This window comes from Pseudomonas sp., assembly GCF_050739935.1.
Lineage (GTDB): Bacteria > Pseudomonadota > Gammaproteobacteria > Pseudomonadales > Pseudomonadaceae > Aquipseudomonas.
The window spans coordinates 32048-57001 of record NZ_JBOICF010000040.1 but is presented as its reverse complement, the minus strand read 5'-3'; the positions used below and the strand labels follow the sequence as shown (position 1 = coordinate 57001).

Annotated in this window: 29 protein-coding genes; 20 read left to right on the top strand and 9 right to left on the bottom strand. The window is 59.8% G+C overall.

Features of this window, described 5'->3' with window-relative positions; genetic code table 11:
* Positions 1 to 54 precede the first annotated feature (54 nt).
* From urtE to ACRER8_RS06820, 8 genes are all read left to right on the top strand, one after another.
* A complete protein-coding gene (urtE, locus tag ACRER8_RS06855) occupies positions 55 to 753 on the top strand; it encodes an urea ABC transporter ATP-binding subunit UrtE (RefSeq protein WP_431745590.1) in 699 nt (232 codons plus the stop codon).
* A 48-nt stretch (positions 754 to 801) separates the two neighbouring features.
* The gene (locus ACRER8_RS06850) at positions 802 to 1647 is read left to right on the top strand and encodes an urease accessory protein UreD (RefSeq protein ID WP_431745589.1); all 846 of its coding nucleotides are present in this window, start codon (positions 802 to 804) and stop codon (positions 1645 to 1647) included.
* Positions 1648 to 1795: 148 nt separating this feature from the next.
* Entirely contained in the window at positions 1796 to 2098 is a 303-nt protein-coding gene (locus tag ACRER8_RS06845) for an urease subunit gamma (protein WP_081563993.1), read from the top strand.
* A gap of 28 nt (positions 2099 to 2126) precedes the next feature.
* Positions 2127 to 2666 (top strand): N-acetyltransferase family protein, encoded by a 540-nt coding sequence (locus ACRER8_RS06840; RefSeq protein WP_431745588.1) that lies wholly within the window; start codon positions 2127 to 2129, stop codon positions 2664 to 2666.
* Between the two features lie 52 nt (positions 2667 to 2718).
* A complete protein-coding gene (locus tag ACRER8_RS06835) occupies positions 2719 to 3255 on the top strand; it encodes an N-acetyltransferase family protein (RefSeq protein ID WP_431745587.1) in 537 nt (178 codons plus the stop codon).
* Complete coding sequence (locus ACRER8_RS06830) at positions 3252 to 3560, top strand: urease subunit beta (protein WP_431745586.1); 309 nt, start codon at positions 3252 to 3254, stop codon at positions 3558 to 3560. The genes ACRER8_RS06835 and ACRER8_RS06830 overlap by 4 nt, the downstream gene beginning before the upstream one ends.
* 131 nt (positions 3561 to 3691) lie before the next feature.
* Positions 3692 to 5392, top strand: coding sequence for an urease subunit alpha (gene ureC / locus ACRER8_RS06825; protein ID WP_431745585.1), 1701 nt, complete (start codon positions 3692 to 3694; stop codon positions 5390 to 5392).
* Between the two features lie 309 nt (positions 5393 to 5701).
* Complete coding sequence (locus ACRER8_RS06820) at positions 5702 to 6835, top strand: sensor histidine kinase (RefSeq protein ID WP_431745584.1); 1134 nt, start codon at positions 5702 to 5704, stop codon at positions 6833 to 6835.
* Between the two features lie 177 nt (positions 6836 to 7012).
* On the opposite strand, the gene ACRER8_RS06815 is transcribed toward ACRER8_RS06820, so the two are convergent.
* On the bottom strand, positions 7013 to 7312 hold the full coding sequence (locus tag ACRER8_RS06815; protein ID WP_431745583.1) for a chaperone modulator CbpM: 300 nt from the start codon (positions 7310 to 7312) through the stop codon (positions 7013 to 7015).
* 2 nt (positions 7313 to 7314) lie between these two features.
* Positions 7315 to 8277, bottom strand: a complete 963-nt coding sequence (gene cbpA / locus ACRER8_RS06810; RefSeq protein ID WP_431745582.1) for a curved DNA-binding protein — start codon at positions 8275 to 8277, stop codon at positions 7315 to 7317.
* A gap of 294 nt (positions 8278 to 8571) precedes the next feature.
* Between cbpA and ACRER8_RS06805 the strand changes: the two genes are divergently transcribed.
* Together ACRER8_RS06805 and ACRER8_RS06800 are read left to right on the top strand one after the other, a co-directional pair.
* Positions 8572 to 9837, top strand: a complete 1266-nt coding sequence (locus tag ACRER8_RS06805; RefSeq protein ID WP_431745581.1) for an Hsp70 family protein — start codon at positions 8572 to 8574, stop codon at positions 9835 to 9837.
* Positions 9838 to 10106: 269 nt separating this feature from the next.
* Positions 10107 to 10286 (top strand): hypothetical protein, encoded by a 180-nt coding sequence (locus ACRER8_RS06800; RefSeq protein ID WP_431745580.1) that lies wholly within the window; start codon positions 10107 to 10109, stop codon positions 10284 to 10286.
* A gap of 29 nt (positions 10287 to 10315) precedes the next feature.
* On the opposite strand, the gene ACRER8_RS06795 is transcribed toward ACRER8_RS06800, so the two are convergent.
* Both ACRER8_RS06795 and ACRER8_RS06790 read right to left on the bottom strand, forming a co-directional pair.
* A complete protein-coding gene (locus ACRER8_RS06795; protein WP_431745579.1) occupies positions 10316 to 11326 on the bottom strand; it encodes an AI-2E family transporter in 1011 nt (336 codons plus the stop codon).
* Positions 11327 to 11529: 203 nt separating this feature from the next.
* Entirely contained in the window at positions 11530 to 11820 is a 291-nt protein-coding gene (locus ACRER8_RS06790) for a PsiF family protein (protein WP_431745578.1), read from the bottom strand.
* Between the two features lie 151 nt (positions 11821 to 11971).
* Between ACRER8_RS06790 and ACRER8_RS06785 the strand changes: the two genes are divergently transcribed.
* Positions 11972 to 12856 carry a DMT family transporter gene (locus ACRER8_RS06785; RefSeq protein WP_431745636.1) on the top strand — a complete coding sequence of 295 codons (885 nt, stop codon included), beginning with the start codon at positions 11972 to 11974 and terminating at the stop codon, positions 12854 to 12856.
* Between the two features lie 4 nt (positions 12857 to 12860).
* On the opposite strand, the gene ACRER8_RS06780 is transcribed toward ACRER8_RS06785, so the two are convergent.
* Together ACRER8_RS06780 and ACRER8_RS06775 are read right to left on the bottom strand one after the other, a co-directional pair.
* Positions 12861 to 13097: a hypothetical protein gene (locus tag ACRER8_RS06780; protein ID WP_431745577.1), complete on the bottom strand. Its 237-nt coding sequence runs from the start codon at positions 13095 to 13097 to the stop codon at positions 12861 to 12863.
* Between the two features lie 59 nt (positions 13098 to 13156).
* The gene (locus ACRER8_RS06775) at positions 13157 to 14047 is read right to left on the bottom strand and encodes an esterase/lipase family protein (RefSeq protein ID WP_431745576.1); all 891 of its coding nucleotides are present in this window, start codon (positions 14045 to 14047) and stop codon (positions 13157 to 13159) included.
* Between the two features lie 320 nt (positions 14048 to 14367).
* On the opposite strand from ACRER8_RS06775, the gene osmE reads away from it, so the two are divergent.
* Together osmE and ACRER8_RS06765 are read left to right on the top strand one after the other, a co-directional pair.
* A complete protein-coding gene (gene osmE, locus ACRER8_RS06770) occupies positions 14368 to 14706 on the top strand; it encodes an osmotically-inducible lipoprotein OsmE (protein ID WP_431745575.1) in 339 nt (112 codons plus the stop codon).
* Between the two features lie 292 nt (positions 14707 to 14998).
* Positions 14999 to 15532 carry a ferritin-like domain-containing protein gene (locus ACRER8_RS06765; RefSeq protein ID WP_431745574.1) on the top strand — a complete coding sequence of 178 codons (534 nt, stop codon included), beginning with the start codon at positions 14999 to 15001 and terminating at the stop codon, positions 15530 to 15532.
* Positions 15533 to 16040: 508 nt separating this feature from the next.
* On the opposite strand, the gene ACRER8_RS06760 is transcribed toward ACRER8_RS06765, so the two are convergent.
* Together ACRER8_RS06760 and ACRER8_RS06755 are read right to left on the bottom strand one after the other, a co-directional pair.
* On the bottom strand, positions 16041 to 18107 hold the full coding sequence (locus tag ACRER8_RS06760; protein ID WP_431745573.1) for an AsmA family protein: 2067 nt from the start codon (positions 18105 to 18107) through the stop codon (positions 16041 to 16043).
* A 212-nt stretch (positions 18108 to 18319) separates the two neighbouring features.
* Positions 18320 to 18493 carry a hypothetical protein gene (locus tag ACRER8_RS06755; protein WP_431745572.1) on the bottom strand — a complete coding sequence of 58 codons (174 nt, stop codon included), beginning with the start codon at positions 18491 to 18493 and terminating at the stop codon, positions 18320 to 18322.
* Between ACRER8_RS06755 and ACRER8_RS06750 the strand changes: the two genes are divergently transcribed.
* The 7 genes from ACRER8_RS06750 (at position 18492) to ACRER8_RS06720 (ending at position 23845) form a co-directional block, all read left to right on the top strand.
* Positions 18492 to 18761 carry a hypothetical protein gene (locus ACRER8_RS06750; protein ID WP_431745571.1) on the top strand — a complete coding sequence of 90 codons (270 nt, stop codon included), beginning with the start codon at positions 18492 to 18494 and terminating at the stop codon, positions 18759 to 18761. The two genes, ACRER8_RS06755 and ACRER8_RS06750, sit on opposite strands and share 2 nt — an antisense overlap.
* Positions 18762 to 18902: 141 nt before the next feature.
* On the top strand, positions 18903 to 19535 hold the full coding sequence (locus tag ACRER8_RS06745; RefSeq protein WP_431745635.1) for a TetR family transcriptional regulator: 633 nt from the start codon (positions 18903 to 18905) through the stop codon (positions 19533 to 19535).
* 314 nt (positions 19536 to 19849) lie between these two features.
* Positions 19850 to 20350, top strand: a complete 501-nt coding sequence (gene ureE / locus ACRER8_RS06740) for an urease accessory protein UreE (protein WP_431745570.1) — start codon at positions 19850 to 19852, stop codon at positions 20348 to 20350.
* A 10-nt stretch (positions 20351 to 20360) separates the two neighbouring features.
* Positions 20361 to 21035 (top strand): urease accessory protein UreF, encoded by a 675-nt coding sequence (locus ACRER8_RS06735; RefSeq protein WP_431745569.1) that lies wholly within the window; start codon positions 20361 to 20363, stop codon positions 21033 to 21035.
* Positions 21036 to 21110: 75 nt separating this feature from the next.
* Entirely contained in the window at positions 21111 to 21725 is a 615-nt protein-coding gene (ureG, locus tag ACRER8_RS06730) for an urease accessory protein UreG (RefSeq protein WP_431745568.1), read from the top strand.
* Positions 21726 to 21750: 25 nt separating this feature from the next.
* Positions 21751 to 22323: a HupE/UreJ family protein gene (locus tag ACRER8_RS06725; RefSeq protein WP_431745567.1), complete on the top strand. Its 573-nt coding sequence runs from the start codon at positions 21751 to 21753 to the stop codon at positions 22321 to 22323.
* Between the two features lie 385 nt (positions 22324 to 22708).
* Positions 22709 to 23845, top strand: a complete 1137-nt coding sequence (locus ACRER8_RS06720) for an AGE family epimerase/isomerase (protein WP_431745566.1) — start codon at positions 22709 to 22711, stop codon at positions 23843 to 23845.
* 120 nt (positions 23846 to 23965) lie between these two features.
* Here the strand turns inward: ACRER8_RS06720 and ACRER8_RS06715 are convergent, their stop codons facing one another.
* A complete protein-coding gene (locus ACRER8_RS06715; protein ID WP_431745565.1) occupies positions 23966 to 24739 on the bottom strand; it encodes an SDR family oxidoreductase in 774 nt (257 codons plus the stop codon).
* Positions 24740 to 24954: the final 215 nt, after the last annotated feature.

Sequence of the window (24954 nt, the reverse complement as noted above, 5' to 3'; positions counted from 1 at the left end):
ATGAATCCGCTCCCACAGTGGATCGCGGGCAGCCACTACAGACGAGAACGAACCATGCTTCAGGTTGAAAAGCTTCATCAATACTACGGCGGCAGCCACATTCTGCGGGGTCTGTCTTTCGACGTGAAAATCGGCGAAGTCACCTGCCTGTTGGGTCGTAACGGCGTGGGCAAGACCACGTTGCTCAAGGTTCTGATGGGCCTGCTGCCTGCAAAGGAAGGCGTGGTTCAGTGGGAGGGCAAACCGATCACCGGTTTCAAACCCCACCAGCGCGTGCATTCCGGCATCGCTTACGTGCCGCAGGGGCGGGAGATTTTTGGACGCCTGACAGTCGAGGAAAATCTGCTGATGGGTCTGTCCCGTTTCCCCGGCTCCGAAGCCAAGGAAGTGCCCGCCTTTATCTACGAGCTGTTTCCGGTGCTGTTGCAGATGAAGCAACGCCGTGGTGGTGATCTGTCAGGTGGTCAACAGCAACAGTTGGCTATCGGCCGTGCCTTGGCCAGTCGCCCTCGCCTGCTGATTCTAGACGAACCCACCGAAGGCATTCAGCCCTCGGTGATCAAGGAAATCGGTGCGGTGATCAAAAAGCTCGCGGCCCGCGGGGACATGGCGATTCTGTTGGTCGAGCAGTTCTATGACTTCGCCGCCGAACTGGCCGATCAATACATCGTGATGTCTCGCGGTGAGATCATTCAGCAAGGTCGCGGCGAGAACATGGAGACCGAAGGCGTACGCGGTCTGGTCACTATTTGATGCAACGATCGGCTAAGGTAGACGCCTTCGAAAAACGATAAAGAAACCATGAATCTTCCTGCCCACACCATCCTGTTCACGCCCAGCTGGCATGCCGAGCTGGAGCTGGGCTATGGGCGTTTCGCCGACACCACTCGCCCGATTCAGCGCCGCCACAAGGGCCCGCTGCGGGTGCAGAAACACCTGTACCCTGAAGGTCCGCAAGTCTGCCAGCACATCATCGTTCACCCGCCGGGCGGAATTGCCGGGGGTGACCGACTGGACATCAGGGCCAGTGTCGGCCCCGATGCCTGGGCGCAGTTGACCAGCCCCGGCGCCGCCAAGTGGTATCGCGCGGCGGGCTCTGCGTATCAGCAGCTTGAGTTAAAGATTGCCGCGGGCGCTACGTTGGAATGGCTGCCGCAGGAGACCATCGTTTTCAGCGAGGCCAAGGCCGAGCTAACCACGCGCATTGATCTTGAAGGCGATGCCCGTCTGCTGTACTGGGACGTGGTGGCGCTCGGACGTCCGGCCAGTGGCGAGCGTTTCGATCAAGGGCATTTTCAGGCACATCTGGATATTCGCCGTGACGGCAAACTGCTGTGGCATGAGCGCCAGCGCATTCAGGGAGACGACGGCCTGCTTGATTCACCGGTCGGACTGGACGGCAAACCGGTTTTCGCGACGCTGATCGTGACCGGAGAAATAGACGCCGAATTGATGGAGCGTTGTCGCGAACTGGCTGAACATTCGCCGGTGCGCGGGGATTTGAGCCAGTTGCCGGGGCTGGTCGTGGGCCGTTGTCTGGCTGAAGAAGCCCTGCATGCACGGGCCTGGTTGATTGAATTGTGGAAGCTGCTGCGGCCTGCCCTGTTGGGCCGAGAAGCGGTGGCCCCAAGGATTTGGAGTACCTGATTTTGGGTTGGCCGGACTGACGTCATCGCGAATGAATTCGCTCCCACGGGGTATGCGTTCCAACTGTGGAAGCGATTCATTCGCGAAAATTGTCCAGACAACAACGATTTAACGGGCAAACGCCCAACCGATTTGAACGGAAAAACACATGGACCTGACTCCACGCGAAAAAGACAAGATGCTGATCTTCACCGCTGGCCTGGTCGCCGAGCGGCGACTGGCGCGGGGTTTGAAACTCAATTACCCGGAAGCCATGGCCTTCATCTCCGCGGCCCTGCTCGAAGGCGCGCGCGATGGGCAGACGGTCGCGGAGCTGATGCATTACGGCACCACCCTGCTGACCCGCGAACAAGTGATGGAAGGCATCCCGGAAATGATCCCGGAAATCCAGGTCGAGGCCACCTTCCCGGACGGCACCAAACTGGTCACCGTGCACCAACCGATCGCCTGAAACGCCTTTTTAAGAAGTGAAAACGAACATGACTTATACGATTCGTGACGCGCTGCTGACTGACATGCCTGCCGTGCTGGACATCTACAACGACGCGGTGCTCAACACCACGGCGATCTGGAACGAACAACCGGTGGACCTGGCCAACCGCGAAGCCTGGTTCGCCGCGCGCCAGACTCAAGGCTATCCGATCCTGCTGGCCGTCGACGGAGCCAATCAGGTGCTGGGCTACTCGTCGTTCGGCGACTGGCGCCCGTTCGAAGGCTTTCGCCATACCGTCGAGCACTCGGTCTACGTACGCGCCGACCAGCGCGGCAACGGGCTCGGTCCGCTGTTGATGAAGGCGCTGATCGAGCGCGCCAAAGCTTGCGACAAACACATGATGGTCGCGGCCATCGAAAGCGGAAATGCAGCTTCGATTCATCTGCACGAACGTCAGGGCTTCACCACCACCGGACAGATGCCGCAAGTCGGCACCAAGTTCGGTCGCTGGCTGGACCTGACCTTCATGCAGCTGGATCTTTCGCCAGGAGCTTCGGCGCCGCCATCGCAAGCGCCCGCCAAATAACCCGATAGCCAGCCACGTATTCTAATTGCTCTCTTCGAAAGGAAGCCGACCCATGAATGCTGCTCAGTTGCGACGTGTGACCAGCGAAAGCTTTGCGCATTACCGACACGGTCTGGTGGCGTTGTTGCTCGATGCCGTGCATGGAGGCGCGTCGGTGGGGTTCATGGCCGATCTGGCGGCAGACGAGGCCTATGGTTGGTGGGAGGGCGTTCGGACCGAGGTCGAGCAGGGCAACGTATTGCTGTGGGTCGTGGTGCAGGACGAACAGGTGCTGGCCACCGTGCAACTGGCGCTGTGTCAGAAAGCCAATGGCCTGAACCGCGCCGAAGTGCAAAAGCTGCTGGTACTGGATAACGCCCGGCGTCGCGGTCTGGCTTCGCAACTGATGCAGGCGGTCGAACAGGCCGCCGTTCAGCGCGAACGCGGCCTACTGTACCTAGACACCCTGGCCGGCTCACCGGCCGAAGCCTTCTATCGCGCGTTGGGTTACGAGCTGTGCGGCAAGCTTCCGGACTACGCCTGCAATCCGGACGGCGAATATCACGCTACCGCCATTTACTACAAGTTACTGTCGAGGAAGAACGCATGATTCCTGGTGAATACCAGATCCAGTCCGGCGACATCGAGCTCAATGCCGGGCGCCGGACGATTACCCTCAGCGTCGCCAACAGTGGTGACCGGCCGATTCAGGTCGGCTCGCATTTTCATTTTTTCGAAACCAACGACGCCCTCGCCTTCGACCGCGCCGCCAGCCGCGGCATGCGTCTGAACATTCCGGCAGGCACCGCTGTGCGCTTCGAGCCGGGACAGGCGCGGGAGGTCGAGTTGGTGGACCTGGCAGGTTTGCGGCGGGTGTTCGGGTTTGCCGGGCGGGTGATGGGCGACCTGGATTGATCGTTGATCGTTCCCACGCTCTGCGTGGGAATGCAGCCCATGACACTCGGCGTCACAAATCGGACGCAGAGCGTCCAGTGAGGCGTTACCACGCAGCGCGTGGGAACGATCAGAACGCATAAGGAATTTCGATGAAGATCTCGAGACAAGCCTACGCCGACATGTTCGGCCCCACCGTCGGCGACCGTGTGCGTCTGGCGGATACCGAGTTGTGGGTCGAAGTCGAGAAGGACTTCACCACCTACGGCGAGGAAGTGAAATTCGGCGGCGGCAAGGTCATTCGTGACGGCATGGGCCAAGGCCAGTTGCCGGCCGCCGAGGTGGTCGACACGCTGATCACCAACGCGCTGATCATCGATCACTGGGGCATCGTCAAAGCCGACGTCGGCCTCAAGGACGGACGCATCGCCGCCATCGGCAAAGCGGGCAACCCGGATATCCAGCCGGACGTGACCATCGCCATTGGCGCCGCCACCGAAATCATCGCCGGTGAAGGCATGATCCTCACCGCAGGCGGCGTCGACACGCACATCCACTTCATCTGCCCACAGCAGATCGAAGAAGCATTGATGAGCGGCGTCACCACCATGATCGGCGGCGGCACAGGCCCTGCGACCGGCACCAACGCCACCACCGTCACACCCGGCAAATGGCACATGATGCGCATGTTGCAGGCCGCCGAAGCGTTTCCGATGAACATCGGTTTCACCGGCAAAGGCAACGTCAGCGTGCCCGAGCCGCTGATCGAGCAGGTCAAGGCCGGCGCCATCGGGCTCAAGCTGCACGAAGACTGGGGCACCACGCCAGCAGCCATCGACAACTGCCTGAGCGTCGCCGATCAGTACGACGTGCAAGTGGCGATTCACACCGACACCTTGAACGAATCCGGCTTCGTCGAAACCACCCTGGGCGCTTTCAAGAACCGCACCATCCACACCTATCACACCGAAGGTGCCGGCGGGGGTCACGCGCCCGACATCATCAAGGCGTGCGGTTTCCCCAATGTGCTGCCAAGTTCGACCAACCCGACCCGACCATTCACCCGCAACACGATCGACGAGCATCTGGACATGCTGATGGTCTGCCATCACCTGGACCCGAGCATCGCCGAAGACGTAGCCTTCGCCGAGAGCCGCATCCGTCGTGAAACCATCGCCGCCGAAGATATCCTGCACGACCTGGGCGCGTTTTCCATGCTCAGCTCCGACAGCCAGGCCATGGGCCGCGTCGGTGAAGTCATCATGCGCACCTGGCAGACCGCCGACAAAATGAAGCGTCAACGCGGCCCGCTGCCGGGTGACGGCGAAGGTAACGATAACTTCCGCGCCAAACGCTATATCGCCAAATACACCATCAACCCGGCGATCACCCACGGCATCAGCCACGAAGTGGGCTCGATCGAAGTGGGTAAATGGGCGGATCTGGTGCTCTGGCGTCCGGCGTTCTTCGGGGTCAAACCGACGCTGATCCTCAAGGGCGGCTCCATCGCGGCCAGCCTGATGGGCGATGCCAACGCCTCGATCCCGACCCCGCAGCCGGTGCACTACCGCCCGATGTTCGCAAGCTTTGGCAGCTCGTTGCACGCCAGCAGCCTGACCTTCATCAGCCAGGCGGCGCTCGACGCGGGCGTACCGGCACAACTGGGGTTGAAGAAACAGATCGGCGTGGTCAAGGGCTGCCGCAGCGTGACCAAGGCCGACCTCATCCACAACGATTACCTGCCCAACATCGATGTCGATCCGCACACCTATCAGGTCAAGGCTGACGGCGTGCTGTTGTGGTGTGAGCCGGCAGATGTCTTGCCGATGGCGCAGCGGTATTTTCTGTTTTGACGCGATGCGCTGCCTCCTACACATGCAGGGGCGGTGCCGATTTTCGAGCCCGCCCTATTCACTGTAGGAGCAGGCTTGCTGGCGAACCGGGATTATCAGTTGACATCAACGTCGCTGACCCGCCGCATTCGCCAGCAAGCCGGCTCCTACAGCAGATCGTGGTCGCGATCGAGAATCGGCACTGCGTCCAAAATTCCATGGGAGCCGGGTCACCGCTGCGGCTTGGAGAATTCCGTTGTTCTTCCTGCAACGAACTGGCGTTAAGATGGCGGCACTTTCACTCAGCGCTATGCCAGCAAGGTTGTACCCATGCGTCTTTCCGGATTCATCGTTCAGAACGTGGACCGCATCGTCGATGAATGGGAAAGCTTCGCTGCCACGCTGACGCCTGCCGCGGACTCGCTCAATAGAGTGGAGTTGCGCGACCACGCCAAGGCCATCCTCCTGGCCGCCGCGCGGGACATGAATACGGCGCAGACCAAGGCCGAGCAGATTGCCAAGGCGCAGGGAGAGGAGCTGGGCAAGACGCCAACACTGGATCGGGCCGCAGCCAGTCATGGTGAGCTGCGCCACAACGTCGGTTTCGATCTGGTACAGATGACCTCCGAGTTTCGTCATCTGCGAGCGACGGTGATCCGGTTCTGGGTCGATAGCCTGACCTCCCCGGAGATCGGCTACTTCACCGACATGATTCGCTTCAACGAGGCCATCGATGAAGCTCTGGCCGAGTCCACCGCGGCCTATGCTGAACGCGTGAACCGCTCGCGGGATATCTTCCTCGCCATTCTGGGCCACGACCTTCGCGCGCCGCTGCAGGCCATTGGCATGTCCTCCGAAATCCTGATGCGCAAGACCGCCATCAGCGAAGCCGACATGGCCTATGTGAAACGGATCAAAAGCAGCACTCGGCATATGTCGACGATGGTCGGTGACCTGCTGGAGTTCGTGCGCAGCCGTCTTGGCGCCAGTTTGCCTGTCGAGCGCAAGCCCATGGAAATGACCGCCGCCTGCCGCGATGCGATCGACGCGGCCAGCGCCGGGCAACCGGACTGCGACCCGGCGTTCAGCACCAGTGGCGATACCCAAGGCGAATGGGACCGGGGGCGCATCGATCAAATGCTGCAAAACCTCATCGGCAATGCCCTGCAACATGGCGCGGCGACGCACAAGATCAGCGTCACGCTGATCGGCGGCGATACCCATGTCAGTCTTTCGGTGCATAACGATGGCGAGCCAATCGCTCAGGAAGCCATCGGCAGCATTTTCGACCCGCTGGTGCGCTCGCTCAACGAGGAAGCGGGCACCCACAATCCATCGACCAGCCTGGGGTTGGGGTTATTCATCGTCAAGGAAGTGGTCAACGCTCACGGCGGTAGCATTACCGTGACATCAAATTTTGGCGACGGAACCACGTTTACGGTGGTGTTGCCGAAGAAGGCTTGAGGTGCCCCCAAGCGCCTTTTGCAGCAGGACGGCTTGCCGGCGGTAGCGATTTTTCGGACGCCCGCCGGCAAGCCGTGTTGCGACAGCGAACCGGACGTGTCAGGCGACATCAATGTCTGATCCACCGCGTTCGCCAGCAAACCGGCTTCTACAAGGGATCGCGATGGTGCCTGTCGGTCAGTCCTCTAGAAACCGCCCCAGGCGCTGCTTGAGCATGCGATTTTCCGCGCGCACGTGCTCAAGCTCATCCAGTAGATTCAGCGCCAGGGCCACGCCGTCCCATTCCATGGCCAGATCGTGGTGCAACTTGACCGCGCGTTTGGCGACCGACAGCGAATAGGTGTCGAACAACCACTCATCCGGCTTGAGCCCCTGGGGTTCGACGATCCCGTGCTCGACGATCTCGATGACATAGGCGGCCGGCATGTCGACCACCTGACAGAATTCCTGCATGTCTATGACCAGGGTGTTGCTCATGATCAGTTACTCCATTGAGCCCTCGGATCGAAAGCGGCCTTTTCGGCCAGTTTCTCCCAAAGCGCTCTGGTGGCCTCATCGGTGGACTTGGGCATGACAATCTTCAACTGCGCGAACAGATCGCCGCGCTGCCCCTGCTTGTTCAACAGACCATTTCCCTTGACCCGCAGTCGCTGCCCACTTTGACTGTCCGGACGAATGGTCAGGTTGATCTTGCCGGTCAGTGTCGGCACCGCGACCTTGGCACCCAGCGCGGCCTCCCAGGGCGCCAGCGGCACAGTGATGATCAGGTCATGACCTTCGACGTCGAACTTGGGGTGCGGCGCCAGACGAATGGTCAGAAACAGATCACCGCTTTCGCCGCCTGCAATGCCCGGCGCGCCCTGCCCCTTGAGACGAATCCGCTCGCCATCGGTAACACCTGCTGGGATCTTCACGTTCAGGGTCTTGGTGATGTCGGCCATGCGCTGACCGTTGGCGCTGTGCTGGGGCACCTTGAAGCTGATTTTCTTCGATTCGGTAGAGAGGGTTTCCTCGAGGAAGATCGCCAATTCCATTTCCACATCCTGCCCTCGACGACCCGTGCTACGCGCACGCCCGCCCTGCTGACCACCACGATTGCCGAAAATCGAACTGAAGAAGTCGGAAAAATCCCCGTCCTCAAAGCTGCCGCCACCGCCGAAACCAGACCCCGCGCCCGCGCCACCACGCCCCTGCCAACCCGGAGGCGGCTGGAAACGGCCCTGCTGGCCGTATTTACGGATGTCGTCGTACTCGGCACGCTTTTCAGGATCGCTCAGCGCTTCATAGGCCTCGGACGCTTCTTTGAATTTGTCTTCCGCGCCAGGCTCTTTGCTGACGTCGGGGTGATACTTGCGCGCGAGCTTGCGATAGGCGGTCTTGATCGTTTTCTCGTCCGCCGTCGGCTCTACGCCAAGAATCTTGTAATAGTCTTTGAAGTCCATCTAACGGTCACCCATTCCGGATTATCCAGCACAGTTCCGTACCGCGTTATCAGATGAGAACGTCGACCGCGCTGAATGTTGCAAGGTTATCGGCACACAGCTTCACGTGCTTGAAACAGGGTCCAAACGGCCGTATGCATTGAGAGTTGCCTGCAAGATTGGGGGTGTTGCGCCTTGATTCAAGGCACGCAGGCGAAATAGACACATATCCAGAGAAAACCGACGCGACGCGCTACGAATTCCCACCGCACTCGCATACACTGCGCGGCCGTTTTTTTGACCGGAACGTAAAACATGAGCATTCCTTCCCCAGCCCGTGCCGTCGGCATCGATTTCGGCACCTCCAACTCCACGGTCGGCTGGCTGCGCCCCGGAACGGAAACGCTGATCGCGCTGGAGGACGACAAGATCACCCTGCCGTCGGTGGTCTTTTTCAATATGGAAGAGCGCCGCCCGGTCTATGGTCGCCTGGCGCTGCACGAGTACCTGGAAGGCTACGAGGGCCGCCTGATGCGTTCGCTCAAGAGCCTGCTGGGCTCTAAGCTGATCAAGCACGACACCAGCGTGCTGGGCACGGCCATGCCCTTCAAGGACCTGCTCGGGCTGTTCATCGGCGAGCTGAAAAAGCGCGCCGAGGCCGCGGCCGGACAGTCGTTCGAGCAAGTGGTACTGGGTCGTCCGGTGCATTTCGTCGACGATGACGCCGCCGCCGACCAGGAAGCCGAGGACACGCTGGCCGAAGTGGCGCGCAAGATCGGTTTCAAGGACGTTTCTTTTCAGTTCGAACCGATAGCGGCGGCATTCGACTATGAGTCAACGCTGGAACGCGAAGAGCTGGTGCTGATTGTCGACATCGGCGGTGGTACCTCGGACTTCTCGCTGGTACGCCTGTCGCCGCAGCGGCGTCTGGTCGATGACCGCCAGAGCGACATCCTCGCCACCGGCGGCGTGCACATCGGCGGTACCGATTTCGACAAACAGCTCAGTCTGCAAAGCGTCATGCCGCTGTTCGGCTATGGCAGCCGGATGAAAAGCGGTGCCTACATGCCCACCAGCACGCATATGAATCTGGCGACCTGGCACACCATCAATTCGGTGTACTCGCAGAAATCGCAGCTGGCGCTGGGCAGCATGCGATACGACATCGAAGACACTTTGGGTATCGACCGCCTGTTCAAGCTGATCGAACAACGCGCCGGGCACTGGCTGGCGATGGAAGTGGAAGAAACCAAGATTCAGCTGACCCAAGCCGAAAACCGCGTAGTGCCGATGGATCGCGTCGAATCCGGGCTGAGTGTCGATCTGACCCGCGCGCTGTTCGAGTCATCGATCGATTCGCTGCTGGAGCGTGTGCGTGAGAGCGTGTCCCGCCTGTTGAACGATGCGGGTGTAAGCGTGACGGATGTCGATACCGTATTCTTCACCGGCGGTTCCAGCGGCATCCCCGCGCTGCGCCACAGCGTCTCGGCGATGCTGCCCAAGGCGCGGCATGTGGAGGGGAATATCTTCGGCAGTATCGGCAGCGGATTGGCGATCGAAGCCAAGAAGCGGTATGGCTGAGGGCTGATTCACTCTCCCTCTACAGGCCGCACAGAACTTCTGAGAGCCGGCTTTCTGGCGAAGCTGGTGGTGTCAATCGACATTCATATGTCTGCCCCCCGGTTCGCCAGCAAGCCGGCTCCTACAGCGGAACACGGACATGGACCCGGTATTGCAACAAAGCCAAGACCTGTGGGAGCGAATTCATTCGCGATTGGTCGGTACATCCGACCCATCTCTGTCGGACTTACCGGCCTCTCGCGAATAAATTCGCTCCCACAGGGGAGATCATGCGTCAGTCGATCTTCATGCGCCTGACCCACCGGTTCGCCAGCAAGCCAGCGCCTAAGTGGACCATCGGGATGGACCCGGTATTGCGACAAAGCCATGACCTGTGGGAGCGAATTCATTCGCGAGACGTTGGCATGGACGACGCATTTGTGCCGAATGTACCGATGTTTCGCGAATGAATTCGCTCCCACCGGGGTCATGCGGCAACTCAAACCAACTCCACCCTACGCAGCTCGCTCTTCAGGTACGCGTAATAAATCGGCCCGGCCACCACGCCCGGCAGGCCGAACGCCGCTTCGAATATCAGCATCGCCAGCAGTAATTCCCATGATTTGGCACTGATCTGCCCACCCACGATGCGCGCGTTGAGGAAGTACTCGACCTTGTGGATCACGATCAGATAACCCAGCGCCGCCATGGCTACCCAGATCGACAGCGACATGCCGACGATGAAGATCAGCGTGTTGGACATCAGGTTACCCACCACAGGCAGCAAGCCCAGCAGGAAGGTCAGGACGATCAGGGTCTTGGTCAGCGGCAGATGCACACCACACAACGGCAGGATCACGGCGAGGAAGATCGAAGTGAATGCGGTATTGAGCAGCGAGATCTTGATCTGCGCGAAAACGATGTTGCGAAACGCCTGGCTCAACAGATGCAGACGCTCGAACAGCGCGGCCGCCAGCGGTTTGCGTTTGGTGACATCGGGAATGCGTTGCAGCGCGATGATCGCCCCAAGCACCATGCCGATCAGCAGCGTCACGAACATGTGTGCCGCGCCCTTGCCCAGCAATTGCAGCTCGCCAACGTGTTTGGTCAGCCAGGCACTGAGGGACACCTGGAACTCAGTCGCACTGGCCGGCAGATAACCGTCGATGAACGGCGGCAACTGCCCACGGGCGCGGTCCACCAGGATCATGAATTTATCCAGCGACGCGCCTGGGTTTTCAGCCTCATGCAGCAGGAAACTGATCGCGCCGGCAAACAACAACGCGAGCACGCTGACGACCAAGGTGCCCAACAATGCCACCGCCAGCCAGCGCGCACGTTCGCCGGCAATCAGCCGTTGCAGTTGTGGAGTCAGCATGTCCACCAGTTCATAGACTAATAGGCCAGCGAGCAGACTGGGCAGCAGGTTGAGCGGCAACACCAGCAACAGACCACCGAACACAAGAATGCAACTGGCCAGATACACATGACGCGGCGAAAACGTTGGCATACAGCCTCAAAACGAGCGGCTTGAAAAGACGGGCAGTCTGCCAGCGTTCCCTGACGAGAACCAGCGCCGAAAAGTGTCGTTAGTCGCTTATCGCATCGCGCAGCCCACTTCTGTAGTGACACGGCTTGCCGGCGGTGGCGTCGTCCGGTTCGGTACCGCCAGCAAGCCGTGCCGCCACAGGGCTAGGGAGGGGTCATTAAGCTTTACTTTTTCTTCAGGCAATCGCTCATGAACGTCTTGCGCGCATCGCCTTTGAGCGCCTGAGTGCTGGCGGTCGCATTGCAGGTTTTCATCTTTTCCTGCTGGGTAGCGGCAGGCGCCGGCGCGGCTTTGAGGCAGGTGCTCATGAACGCTTTGCGAGCATCGCCCTTCAGGGACTGGGCCGACGCATCGGCATTGCAGGTGGTCATCTTGTTCTGTTGTGGGGTAGCCGCGAAACCTTGAGCGCACATCAACAAGCCCATGACCAATAGAGGAACATGCAGCATCTTCATCGACTTTCTCCAGGGACGCCGCGATTCGCGCAGCATTGAAAAGCAGTGTAGCCAAAGAATGTTGCGACATATTTCGGAGAAAACCCCGGACAAGGTAGACGCCAATCCTGACAAGTCGATAATGGCGCCTCACTCTACTGCCGGTCATTCCATGCAATACCTCTATCCCCTGCTCACCGTCATGATCTGGGCGGGCAACAACGTCATCACCAAAGCCGCCGCCGGACGCATCTTCCCGGCCGAGATCGGTTTCTATCGCTGGGTGCTGGCCGGGTTGCTGTTCACGCCGTTTCTGCTTGGCCCGGTGCTGCGCAATCGAGCGGCGATCAGACCCATCATCGGCAAAGTCGCAATATTGGGCGTGCTGGGAATGGCGATCTATCAGAGCCTGGCGTATTACGCCGCGAGCATCACCACCGCAACCAATATGGGCATCATCCTGTCGCTGGTGCCGGTCATGACACTGGGCATGTCCATCGTCAGCCTCGGCACGGCGTTGACTGCTGGCGCTCTGGTGGGCGCTCTGGTGTCATTCGCAGGAGTCCTGCTGGTGGTGTCGCAAGGCAGTTGGGCGGTGCTCGTGGCGCACGGGGTGAACCTTGGTGACCTGATGATGCTGGTCGCGACACTGGCCTACGCAACGTACAGCACGCTGCTGAAGAAATGGCAGCTGCGCATGCCGCCGCTGCAGTTGCTGTATCTGCAGATTGTGGTGGCGATCATTGCGTTATTTCCGCTGTTTCTGCTGTCGCCCAAGACCGGACTCAATGCCAGCAACATCCCGCTGGTGCTCTATGCCTGCATCCCGACGTCGATGATCGCGCCGCTGCTGTGGATGAAGGCTATTGGCATTCTTGGCCCAAGTCGCACGACGCTGTTTTTCAATCTGGTGCCGATTCTTACCGCGCTGGTCGCAGCCTTGGCACTAGGCGAGCAACTGGCCTCGTACCATTTCATCGGCGGTGCCCTGACGCTGGGCGGCGTGATCCTGGCTGAACGCTGGACCACGCCGCTGGGCAAAGCCGCGATCAGATAAAGCTTCAGGCCTCGTCGCGTTCTTCGGCGCTATGAATCGACACGTCGGTAATGCCCGCAACATGCGGTAGATCGACGTGTGGATTGCCAGCGTCGAGCGGATCGTCATCCACCGCGACGCGATGCTTGTGCGCCAACTCGTGGACCACCTCGATGATCGGTACATCCAGATCTTCGATCACATCGACATGATGCTCACCGGCGAGGGTGTACTCGATTTCATAAAGCTCTTTATCGCTCATCGCACTACTTCCTTAGTGACCCGGATGGGTCGACTGATCACGAACTACGGCTCATAAAGTCAAAGGCCGGCGGCTTTGAGGCGCGCGGCGTGCTCGAGAAACAACCCCACGGGATTGGCCCCCTTGCCCACCAGACCCAGGTGCTGGTTGACGATGTCGAAATGGTCGAGCGGGAAGTCGTCACCGATGACCGTGCCCAGATGCGAACTGTATCGCCCGACCATGCCATCAGATTGACCCCGCTCTTTCGTGAACGTGCGAGCGAATATTCGGCAGGTGAGATTAGTGGTATCGAACAGGTTCTTTCCGCGGTCGGTAAGCCCTGGCTGCAGCGTGCCGGACCAGGAGTAGTAGCGCACGCCATTGACCAACTCCTCGCCCTGTCCGCCCCAGATTTTCGGCAGCCCCTGGGGGAACAGCCTGTTGAATCTGGCGACGCCGCTGGTGGTCAGTGAGTGATGCGCGGCGTCGACATCGGTCGGCAGCCGGGTGCCGCGATAGCCGGTATCGAGCAGGGCCAGCAGCAGCGTGGTCAGGCGAATGGAGGCATTGACCAGCCGGCCGCGTACCGTGTGTGGTGGGTAGTGTTCTTCGAGGTAGTCGGCCAGTTCCGAACCATGGTTGGGACCAGCGACCGATGTGACTGACGCCACCAGATCGGGGCGCACACCTGCGACGTAGCGGATGGTCAGCGCACCCTGGCTATGGCCGATCAGATTGACCTTGGCGGCGCCGGTGTCCCTGAGAATCTCCTCGATCCGCGCCAGCAATTGCTCACCGCGAATCTCGGTGGAGTTCACTGCCGACACCATCACCGGAATCACCGTCGCACCACCTCGACGCAAAGCAGGGACGATGCCGTACCAGTACGGATAGATCACCAGTTTGACGAACCCCAACAACCCCGGCACCAGCACGATCGGGTAACGCGTGACCTGTTCTTGCGTCATGAGCGATTGAGTCCTTTTTTGTCGAACACAGATCAGACTGTGGGAGCGAATTCATTCGCGACGATGTGTCAGGCAATGGAGATGTATCGACTGCACCGGCCAATCGCTAATGAATTCGCTCCCACAGAGGGTGCATAACCTTGGATATGGCACTTGATTCGAACTCACGTCTGACAGGAACGGTAGCCGCAAACCGTTCATCAATCAGGACAAAAACGTGGGTAATGCCCCATCGCCATCTGTTTTGATCGAACTCTTTCAGTCGGCCGAGGCTCATAACTGCAACGGGCCACTAATGGCCTTTCTCTGGAGTGACCGTTATGTACAAGCAATCCTTGGCAGTAGTGTTCGCAATGGCCGCGCTGGCTGGCTGTACATCGACAACCCTGCAAAATCCGGTGGATTACGCGACCTTCCGCAATGAGCCGCTGGTCAAGCAGATAGACGACGGCATGACCGAACAGCAAGTGCTGACCATTGGCGGTGAGCCCTCAACCCGAGTGCACCGCAAGGTTCATCCAGGCACCTGCAACAACTACATCTTGAACAAGGATGGTCATCAGCAAGCTTATTACGTGACCTTCAACGCCAACGACCGCGTGGACAGCAAGGGTTTCATGACCTGTGAACAGCGTGAGGCGAATGAAAAGGCGATGTGATCGCCTGTATTCAATTTGCTGACGAATGCGGTCCTGTGGGGCCGAATTCATTCGCGATGTGGTCGTACACACCATGAATTCTCGGCGCTATTACCGGCCTTTCGCGAATGAATTCGCTCCCACAGGGATTTCCGGGCCAACATGAACCCGTTGCAAAAAAACAAATAAAACTTTTCCACGCGCCGAACACTCACAGCATAAGACCCGATCTCACCGGGCGCCGCTCGGGCAGTCTCGATTGGCGCATTCAAGAGCGAGACGGCAAAAACCGGATTAGCCCTGGAGATGAATGATGAGCGATGTGCAGCAATTAACCGATGTCAGTACCCTGCGCGAGCGTGCGCGTCACAACGTTGAAAACGGTGCCGTGACCGAAGGCTATGACGCCGACCGCGAAGAAATCCTGCGCCTGCTCAATGCTTCGCTGGCGACCGAATGGGTCTGCGTGCTTCGTTACAAGCGCCACTACTACATGGCCAAAGGCGTGAAAGCCCAGGTGGCAGCCGCCGAATTCCTCGAGCACTCCGAGCAAGAGGCCGAACACGCCGACAAACTGGCCGAACGCATCGTGCAGTTGGGCGGCGAGCCCGAGCTGAACCCCGATCTGCTGTCGAAAAACTCCCATGCCCAGTATGTGGCGGGCAACACGTTGAAGGAGATGGTCACAGAAGACCTGATCGCAGAACGTATCGCGATCGACAGCTATCGCGAGATCATTCAGTACATCGGTGAGAAAGACCCGACCACGCGCCGGATCTTCGAAGAAATCCTCGCGCAGGAAGAAGAACACGCCGACGACATGGCGGACATCCTCGACGGGCTGTGATGCCTTGACGGGAATGCAAAAAGCCGGGGCATGTGCTCCGGCTTTTTTTTGGGCGAGGTGCCTGTAAGTCACCTATTTCCCAGTGCCGCATACCTCAGCGAACACGGTGGTCAGCGCATGGGTCGACTGACACCCCGCGTTCGCCAGCAAGCCGGCTCCTACAGTTGAACGTGGGTGTACGCCTGAACGTGGGTGTACGCCAAGTCCCGCCACGCCGCAAAACCTGTAGGAGACGTCGGAGGTTACGACGGCAGCGAATGCGGTGGGTCAGCTGCACATACTTCGACTGACACGCCGCGTTCGCCAGCAAGCCGGCTCCTACAGTTGAACGTGGGTGTACGCCAGATCCCGCGACGCCGCAAAACCTGTAGGAGACGTAGGAGGTTACGACGGCAGCGAATGCGGTGGGTCAGCTACACATCCGTCGACTGACACCCCGCATTCGCCAGCAAGCCGGCTCCTACAGTTGAACGCGGGTTACGCCAGATTCCCACGCGCCACAAAACCTCTATTGAACCGTTTTCGGCGCCTTGCCCGCGCGCAATTGCTCCAGCAGCGGCGCGCACTGGTTCGGCTCGCCACCGCTCGGGGCGACCAGCGCCAGCAGGCCTGCGGCTGGCCCCACCGCCGCGCCCAATAGCACCATGCCGGCCCCACGCAACAGCAGCGGTCCGGCTTGTACGCCAGCACTCGGTTTGATGAACGGCCCGCGCACATACAACGGCGAGCGCAGGGAAATCACGCGGAAGCCTTTGGATTTAGGAGTGATCTTCAGATCCGTCTGCTCGGTCTTCATGTTCGCTGTGCCATCGATGTAGATGATCGCGTTTTCAGTGTCGAACACAAACAGCTTGGTCGTTGCCAGCCCGTCCTTGATGCCGAAGTCGGAAGCCGCGCAGTTGATCTTGACGTTCCTGTCGCCAAACAACGTGCCCACGACATAGTTACCAACGTTCAGCCCCGCAATCTCCATCAGGTCACGGCTAATCGCGCCGTCGTTGACCAGCATTGTCATCTCGCCATTGGCCGTGCCCAGCAGCGCGGCAACCGAGTTGCCCTTGCCGCTGATGTCGGCATCGCCATTGAGTTCGCCAAAACTGGTTTTCATGGGTTCAAAGGTCGGGAACAGCTGCTTGAGTTTGAAATTGCGCGCACTCAATTTGGCGCGTCCTTCGAGCGGCTGGGAATGGCCGTCGAGTTTAATGCTGGCGTCCAGCTTGCCGCCCGCGACGCCAAAGCGCAGAGGCTCGAGGCTCAACTGGCCGTTGTTGAGCACTACGTGGGTATAAAGATCGGTGAACGGCAATTCCGCGCTTTGAACGATCTTTTTGCCGGTGAACTCGACGTCGGCGTCCATCGTGCTCCAGCGATCGGTCTTGAACTCTTCGACCGGCAGTACCTTGTCGGCAGGCTGCTTGCTTTCGCCGCCGCGGTTTTTCTGCTCGGCGTTGGAGTCGGCGCCAATCAGCGGCTTGAGGTCAGCCATCAGCAGCTGATTGGAAACCAGCGCACCGGTCAACTTGGGACGCGGCTGACTGGCTACGAAGCCCAGATCGCCATGGATGTCGCTGTTGCCGATCTTGCCGTTGAAACCCTTGTACTGGAACGCCGCGCCAGCGGGATCATGCAGCTTGGCGATCAAACGTCCGTCAGTGGAATACGGCGGCGAATCCGGCAGGGTCACGCCGGTCAGCGGATACAGATTGCCCAAGCTGTCGCCCGAAAGCTTCAGACGCAAATCCAGCTCACCCAGGTTCTGTGGATCGGTGACAGTGCCCGCGACGGCCACCCGCGTATTCCCTGCGCTGACATCAGCCTGAACCGGGAACGGCAACGCCGCATCTTTGAGCGCGAGCAACCCGCCGACCTTGCCAGTGCCGTTGAGTTTCTGGCCATGGTACTGGCCCTTGGCGGTGAAGCCGAAGGCATAGTCCTGCGCCGAAGCGCCTTTGTCCTGGACCTTCTTGGCTTCGCCGCTGCCGACGATGTCGCTGAACGGAATCGGCTTGCCCAGCGGATCGATCACAACTTCGACGGCTGTGTTGATTTTCTGATCGTTGTAGCTGACGAAGCCTTTGTCGAAACCGATCGAACCGATATCCACCACCCAGCTGGAAGGCTCGGCGTTGGGATCGCTTTTGGGCAAGTCAAATACCCAGTTCGCGCGGCCATCGGCCAGGCGTTCGATTTTGGCGTTGGGTTCGGTCAGGTCGATACGCGGAATGACCACACGCTGCGCCAGCAACGGCAGCGGCGCCAGGCGCATCTCGACGCGTTTGAGGGTCACCATTTGCGGGGTCTTGGACCATTCGGGATTACCGAGCGAAATGTCTTCAGCCGACATATGCGGCCACGGCACCCAGGCACGCCAACCGCCCTCGTCCGGCTCACGATGCCAGTTCACTGCCAGATTGCCGTTGATGGCGAAGGGTCGGTGCAGCTCGGCAGAGACCTTTTCATTGATAGTCGGCTTGAGCCGGTTCCAGTCGAAAGTGGCGATCACGATGATCAGTACGGCCAGCAACAGCAGCAGAATGCCAACTGTCCAGGCGAAAATCTTACGGCCTCGCGTCATTGCGTTTTCTCCCCTTATCCCGACGGCCCGTCCTGGGCGCGTCTCGCACGTCGTAGCCGTTCGACTGACAAAAGCCCTGTGGGTTTGATGAAATCCGCAAAAACCTTGCTGTGTAGCAATCCGGCTAATCGGCGCCGGCGCCTTTGAGACCATCACCAGCGGCAAGCCTGACTGTGACAAAGTTCCGTGGAGAGTCGCGCAAACGCCTGGATTCACCTGTTTTCGCGCTGAGCAATCGCGCTACGAGCCATATTCCGTAAGGGCTGAGGAGCTGAATCAATTGCGTCGATGGTCATCATCAGCTCATTGAGCTTCTTTATCTGCGAGCCGCCGGTAAAATTGGCTTCACGTTCAAAACACGCCCATTCCAAGAGCAACATCCCCATGAAACGCCAACTGATCGCCCTGACTCTTTCGCTTCTCGCCTCGAGCGCGTTTGCACTGCCTGCCAGCAAACAACCCGTGCTCGGCGAAGTGAAAGCATCCCAGCAACATGGCCTGCCAACCCTCGCGCAGGATGGCCCGGACCGTTTGATCAATCAGTATCAACGCGTCGCTGCCGAAGAGAATTGCAACAAGCTGGCGCACCGTTACCAGCGCGTGGCCGACAACGGTCCTGATCGTCTGGTGCAGCAATATCAGCGTGCTTCCTGAGCCTTGTCAGCAGGAAAATGACACCGCATAAGCCCGGCCTCATTGCCGGGCTTTTTTGATCCAGCGACAAAGCTGGTTCGACGCAGCGCAAACGCATTTGTTAGAGTGCTGCCCATTCCTTATTCAGATACCGCTCAACCCATGCTGCCCCGCGCCGAACAGAAACAGCAGACTCGCCACGCCCTGCTCGATGCAGCCAGGGGTCTGATGGATAGTGGCCGCGGCTTTGGCAGCCTGAGCCTGCGGGAAGTGGCCAAGACCGCTGGCATCGTGCCGACCGGTTTCTATCGCCACTTCGACGACATGGATCATCTGGGCCTGGCGCTGGTCAGCGAAGTCGGCCAGACCTTTCGCGAAACCATCCGTCTGGTACGGCATAACGAGAACATCAACAGCGGAATCATCGATGCGTCGGTGCGCATCTTTCTGGATGTGGTGGCCGCCAATCGTTCGCAATTTCTGTTTCTGGCTCGCGAGCAGTACGGCGGCTCGCTGAAGGTGCGCCAGGCCTTGGGCGCATTGCGCGAGGCGATCATCGCTGACCTGGCGACAGATCTCGCGTCGATGTCCAAGTTTCACCATCTGAATCCCGATGACCTGGCAGTGATGGCCGATCTGGTGGTCAAAAGCGTGTTCGCCATGCTCCCCGAACTCATCGACCCGCCGCCCCTGACCCTGGCAGAGCACATGACGCCGCGGGCCAAGATCACCCAGCAATTGCGCTTTATCTTCATCGGCGCCAAGCGCTGGCAGGGGTTGGGCAGTACGGAGTAGTGAACGTCTGCTGCGATGTTTGTCGCCGCGCTGCACACCCAGTCCCCTGTTGGAGTGAGCTTGCTGACGAACGCTGACTTCCAGCCCCTACATCTCATGCGGATGAAACGGCCTCCTTCATGAGCAAGCTCACTCTTACAAAATTGTCCTCGCCCCAATTCTGTGCGTGCTATTCGCAATCGCACCAATAACGCCCGCCTCTACGCCCTACCATCAATCACTCCCCCACGCTTAGCCGCCAATTCCTGACTAAGTTGTCAGTTGGCAAGCCACTTGCTCAGGCTTATGCATCGCACACTGCTGGAAGTTTTCCGATGCTGGTGATTCATCAACGAATCGAACCCCAGGCCAAATGGGCCGCCGAGCTGCATTTGAATTTCGAAGCGCGGAGCAAGAGTCGTCTGCGCTGTTTCAGTGCCGAGGGCGAAGACGTGGGCCTGTTTCTCGAGCGCGGGCAACCACCGTTGCGCGACGGAGATTTTCTCAAGGCTGAAGACGGCCGCATCGTGCGCATCTGCGCTCGTCCCGAGCAACTGATGCACGTGACCTGCAGCAACGCCTTCGAACTCACCCGCGCGGCCTATCACCTGGGCAATCGCCATGTCGCGCTGCAAGTCGGCGATGGCTGGCTACGTCTGCTCGATGACTACGTGCTCAAGGCCATGCTCGACCAATTGGGCGCGACCACCGAATCCATCGAAGCGCCGTTCCAGCCGGAACATGGCGCCTACGGCGGCGGCCACCATCATTCCCGCGCCGGGGAAGAAGACTTCAACTATGCGCCGCGCATCCACCAATTCGGGGTGCGCAAATGAGCAGATGCCCATGAATAGCGCCTGGGCGCTGCTGCGTCTGGCCAGCCCGCAATTGCCGATCGGTGGCTACAGCTATTCGCAGGGCCTGGAGATGGCCGTGGAGCAATCCATCGTCACTGATCCGCCCAGTGCGGCGCGCTGGATCGGCGATCAATTGCTGCTTAACCTCGCCCGCTTCGAAGCGCCGCTGCTGTTGGCTCACTGCACAGCGGCGGCCGAAGGCGATTGGCCCACCTTGCACCGTTTGAGTGAAGAACACCGCGCCAGCCGGGAAACCCGCGAACTGCATCTGGAAAGCCGGCAGATGGGCTATTCGCTGCAGCAGTTGCTCAACGGTCTGCCTGAGACGGATCAACCTGCACGGGATTTCCTGCATCAGATCGGCGAACCGCATCTGGCCCTGGGCTGGGCATTGGCCGCCCGCGCCTGGCAGATCAACCCCCAGGATGCGTTGGCTGCATGGCTCTGGAGCTGGCTGGAAAACCAGCTGGCCGTACTGATGAAGACGCTGCCGCTGGGACAACAGGCTGCGCAACGGCTGACTAGCGAGCTGACACCGCTGCTGCAAAGCGCTCAACAGCACGCCACCGAGCTTGATCCAGAACACATCGGCAGCGCCCCATTCGGCCTGGCGTTGGCGAGCATGGCCCATGAGCGCCAATACAGCCGCCTGTTTCGATCCTGACTGCTTTAAACAGGGCAGCGTTGCTACCCAGAATTGCATAACAAACCGCACAAGAAGATTAACGGAGAGCATTTCATGAACAGCCAACCTTTGCGCGTCGGCATCGGCGGCCCGGTCGGGTCCGGCAAAACCGCACTGACCCTCGCCCTCTGCCTGGCCCTGCGCGATCGCTACAACCTCGCAGTGGTCACCAACGACATCTACACCCGCGAAGACGCCGACTTTCTGGTGCGTAACGAGGCGCTGGCGCCCGAGCGCATCATCGGCGTGGAAACCGGCGGCTGCCCGCACACGGCGATTCGCGAAGACGCCTCGATCAATCTGGAAGCCGTGGATCAGTTGAACCGCCGCTTTGAAGGGCTTGATCTGATCATCGTCGAGTCGGGCGGTGACAATCTTTCCGCGACCTTCAGCCCTGAACTGTCGGACCTGACGATTTACGTGATCGACGTGTCGGCCGGCGATAAGTTGCCGCGCAAGGGCGGTCCGGGAATCTGCAAATCCGATCTTCTGGTGATTAACAAGATCGACCTGGCGCCGCTGGTGGGCGCGTCGCTGGAGATGATGGATCGCGACACCAAGAAGATGCGCGGCGAAAAGCCGTTCGTGTTCAGCAACCAGAAAACTGGCGTGGGCCTTACGGACATCATCGCCTTCATCGAACGCCAGGGTCTGCTGACCGCTGCCTGATTTCATTCACTAAGGAAGATCATTGATGAATTGCAAAAACATCTTCGGCGCACTGGCGCTGCTATTAGCTCCGGCTCTGGCGTTCGCCCACCCCGGTCACGACGAAAGCGGCCTGGTGGCCGGCATCAGCCATCCGTTGAGCGGTATTGACCACCTGCTGGCGATGGTTGCCGTGGGGCTGTGGGCAGCGCAACAGAAAGGCGCTGCGCGCTGGGCTCTGCCGTGCACCTTCGTCAGCACCATGCTGATCGGTGGCTTGCTGGGGTTCGAAGGCCTGCAACTGCCCGCGCTGGAAAGCGGAATCGCCGCCTCGGTGTTCGCATTGGGTCTGGCGGTGGCGCTGGCTGTACGTCCGCCGCTGTTCGTGGCGGTTGCGGCGACGGCGCTGTTCGCGATGTTCCACGGTGTGGCTCATGGGCTTGAATTGCCTGAGATGTCCAGCCCGTGGGGTTATGCACTGGGCTTCGTCGGCACCACTGCTGCCCTGCATGCCGCCGGTTACGCGGTGGTGCGCTTCCTGCCAGCGGCGGCGGCGCCGGTGGTGCGGATGGCCGGTGTGTTGTCGGCTGCGACCGGCGTGTGGTTGTTCGCGGGTTGATAAATTGACTCGATAACGCCTGCATGCCACTTAACCACTGTGGGAGCAAATTCATTCGCGAAAATGTGTCAGGCAATGGAGATGTATCGACTGCACCGACCAATCGCGAATGAATTCGCTCCCACAGGACAATGGAGGGTGCCAGCGATGTCTGTGTTGCTTGGACCATCGGGTTGATCGCTCCCACGCTCTGCGTGGGGATGCCGCTGCGTACGCTGTGCATGCAACATGAGCCGATGCGCAGCGTTGGGGGCTGCGTTTCCACGCGGAGCGTTGGAACGATCAGTTGCACTGGCCTGAGCGACTATTGATCCACCGTTTGCCCAGCCATCCCCGCCTCCTGCTACCATGTCGCGCAATTTGCCCTCTGCCGCGACGCCATCCGATGCCTGACGCTTCTCTCACCGCCACCCAGTCTGAACTGTCCGCCGTGTTCTCCACCGTGCAGCAACACTTCATGGATGTGATCGTGCCGCTCTGGCGGGGGCCGGGCTGGAATGCCGAGATGGCGTTGCCCTACGAGGCGCTGGACGCGCAGCATCAGCCGCTTCCACCGCAGCGCTATCGAGCCATGGCCTGTGCGCGGCAGTTGTTCCTGTTTTCCAGCCTCATTGGCGACCCGCACGTGCCAGATGCCGATGCGCGTGCCGCTGCGCTGTTCCGCTCTCTGCAACGGCATTTCCACGATGCCGAGCACGGCGGCTGGTTCTACAGCATCGACCCGCACGGCGCCCCGCTGGACCGGCGCAAGGATCTCTACACCCACGCCTTCATCATCTTCGCCTGTGCGCATTACTGGGCGAAGGTACGTGAGCCGTTGGTGGAATCGGTGCTCAATGCTGCGCTACACGTGGTGGCTGAGCGCTTTGCCGATGGCGACGGCCTCTATGAAGCAGTGCTGGACCAGAACTGGTCGTCGCTGAACGCAGGTCCATTGCAAAACCCGCTCATGCATCTGGCCGAAGCCTTTCTGGCAACACTCGAAGCCCGCGAAGACGCCGATACCCTGGCAGCGCTGGATGCACTGGCAGAAGCCATGCAGCGGCGTTTTGTCGATGTCGAACATGGCGTGATGCTGGAGAAGCCGCTCGATGCTGTGGATAACTGGTCAGAGCCAGGCCATCAATTCGAATGGTTCTATCTGCTGGAATCTTCAGAACATCTGCGCGGCACGCCATTGCATCGCTCGCTGACTACCGCTTTCGCCCATGCGCAGGCTCAAGGAGTCGATCAGGCCACAGGCGCCGTGGTCGCGATGCTGGAACTGGATGGCTCGGTCAAGGACGGCACCCAGCGCATCTGGGCCCAGGCGGAATACCTGCGTGCACTGACCTTGCGTCCTGAGAGCGAAGGCCTGCTGGCCCGTCAGTTGGACGCGTTGCAGCAACATTTTCTGCACCCGAACGGCTGGAACGAGTGTCTTGATGGCGAGGGCCGGATCAGCCGCAGCGACATGCCGTCGACTACGCCTTATCACTTGGCGACCTGCTATATCGGGTTGGCTGAGTTCTTCAGGGCCTGACGCCAGACATGTAGGAGCCGGCTTGCTGGCGAACCGAGAGTTTCAGATACCTCGATGTACCTGATTTACTCGGTTCGCCTGCAAGCCGGCTCCTGCAGTATGTGTTGCCAAGCAAATCCGTTACTTGCTCTCACCACGACTACGATCAATCGCAAACCCGGCCCAGGTCTGGCTCACTGGCATCAGCTCCAGGCTGTTCACGTTGACGTGAGCTGGCGTGTTCATGATCCAGAAGATGGTCTCGGCGATGTCCTGCGGCTGGATCGGCTCGGCGCCTGCGTAGGTGGCGTCGTACTTGGCCTGATCGCCGCCAAAACGCACCAGCGAGAACTCGCTTTCGCACAGGCCCGGTTCAAGGTTGGTCACGCGTACGCCAGTGCCGACCAGATCGTTGCGCAGATTCAGCGAGAACTGTCCGACGAATGCCTTGGTGCCGCCATACACGTTACCGCCCGGGTATGGATAGTTGCCCGCCACCGAACCCAGGTTGACGATGCTCGCGCCACGACCGTAGGCGATCAGACGCGAAAGCAGCGTACGGGTCGTGTAGACCAGCCCTTTGACGTTGGTGTCGATCATGGTGTCCCAGTCGTCCAGATCGCATTTGGGCGCAGGATCGATGCCCAGGGCAAGACCGGCGTTGTTGATCAGGCCACGAATTTTGGCGAACTCGGCCGGCAGACCTTCGACAGCTTTCTCCACGGCCGCACGATCGCGTACGTCCAGCGTCAGGGTGTGAACCTTGGTTTGCTTCGACAATTCTGCGCTCAGCGCCTGCAAACGATCCTCACGGCGGCCGGTCAGCACCAGCGACCAGCCTGCTTCTGCAAAGCGTCGCGCGCAGGCTTCGCCAAACCCGGAAGTGGCACCGGTAATGAACACGGTAGAAGTCATGTCGTTCTCCTGACTGGGGGTACGGGCTTATGGATAAGCGTTGGTTCACGCAAAGGTGTTGCGCGGTGTTGGGTGCAGCAAAGTTCTGGAGAATGCCCGCGCAGGCGGCTCAGGATCAAGCCCGGAGGCAACAATCATCGTACAACTTCATAATCTAGTCAGGACTGATCAAAAAACATACAACTCTGCGGAGGCCTTGTGTTATCTGGGCTGGC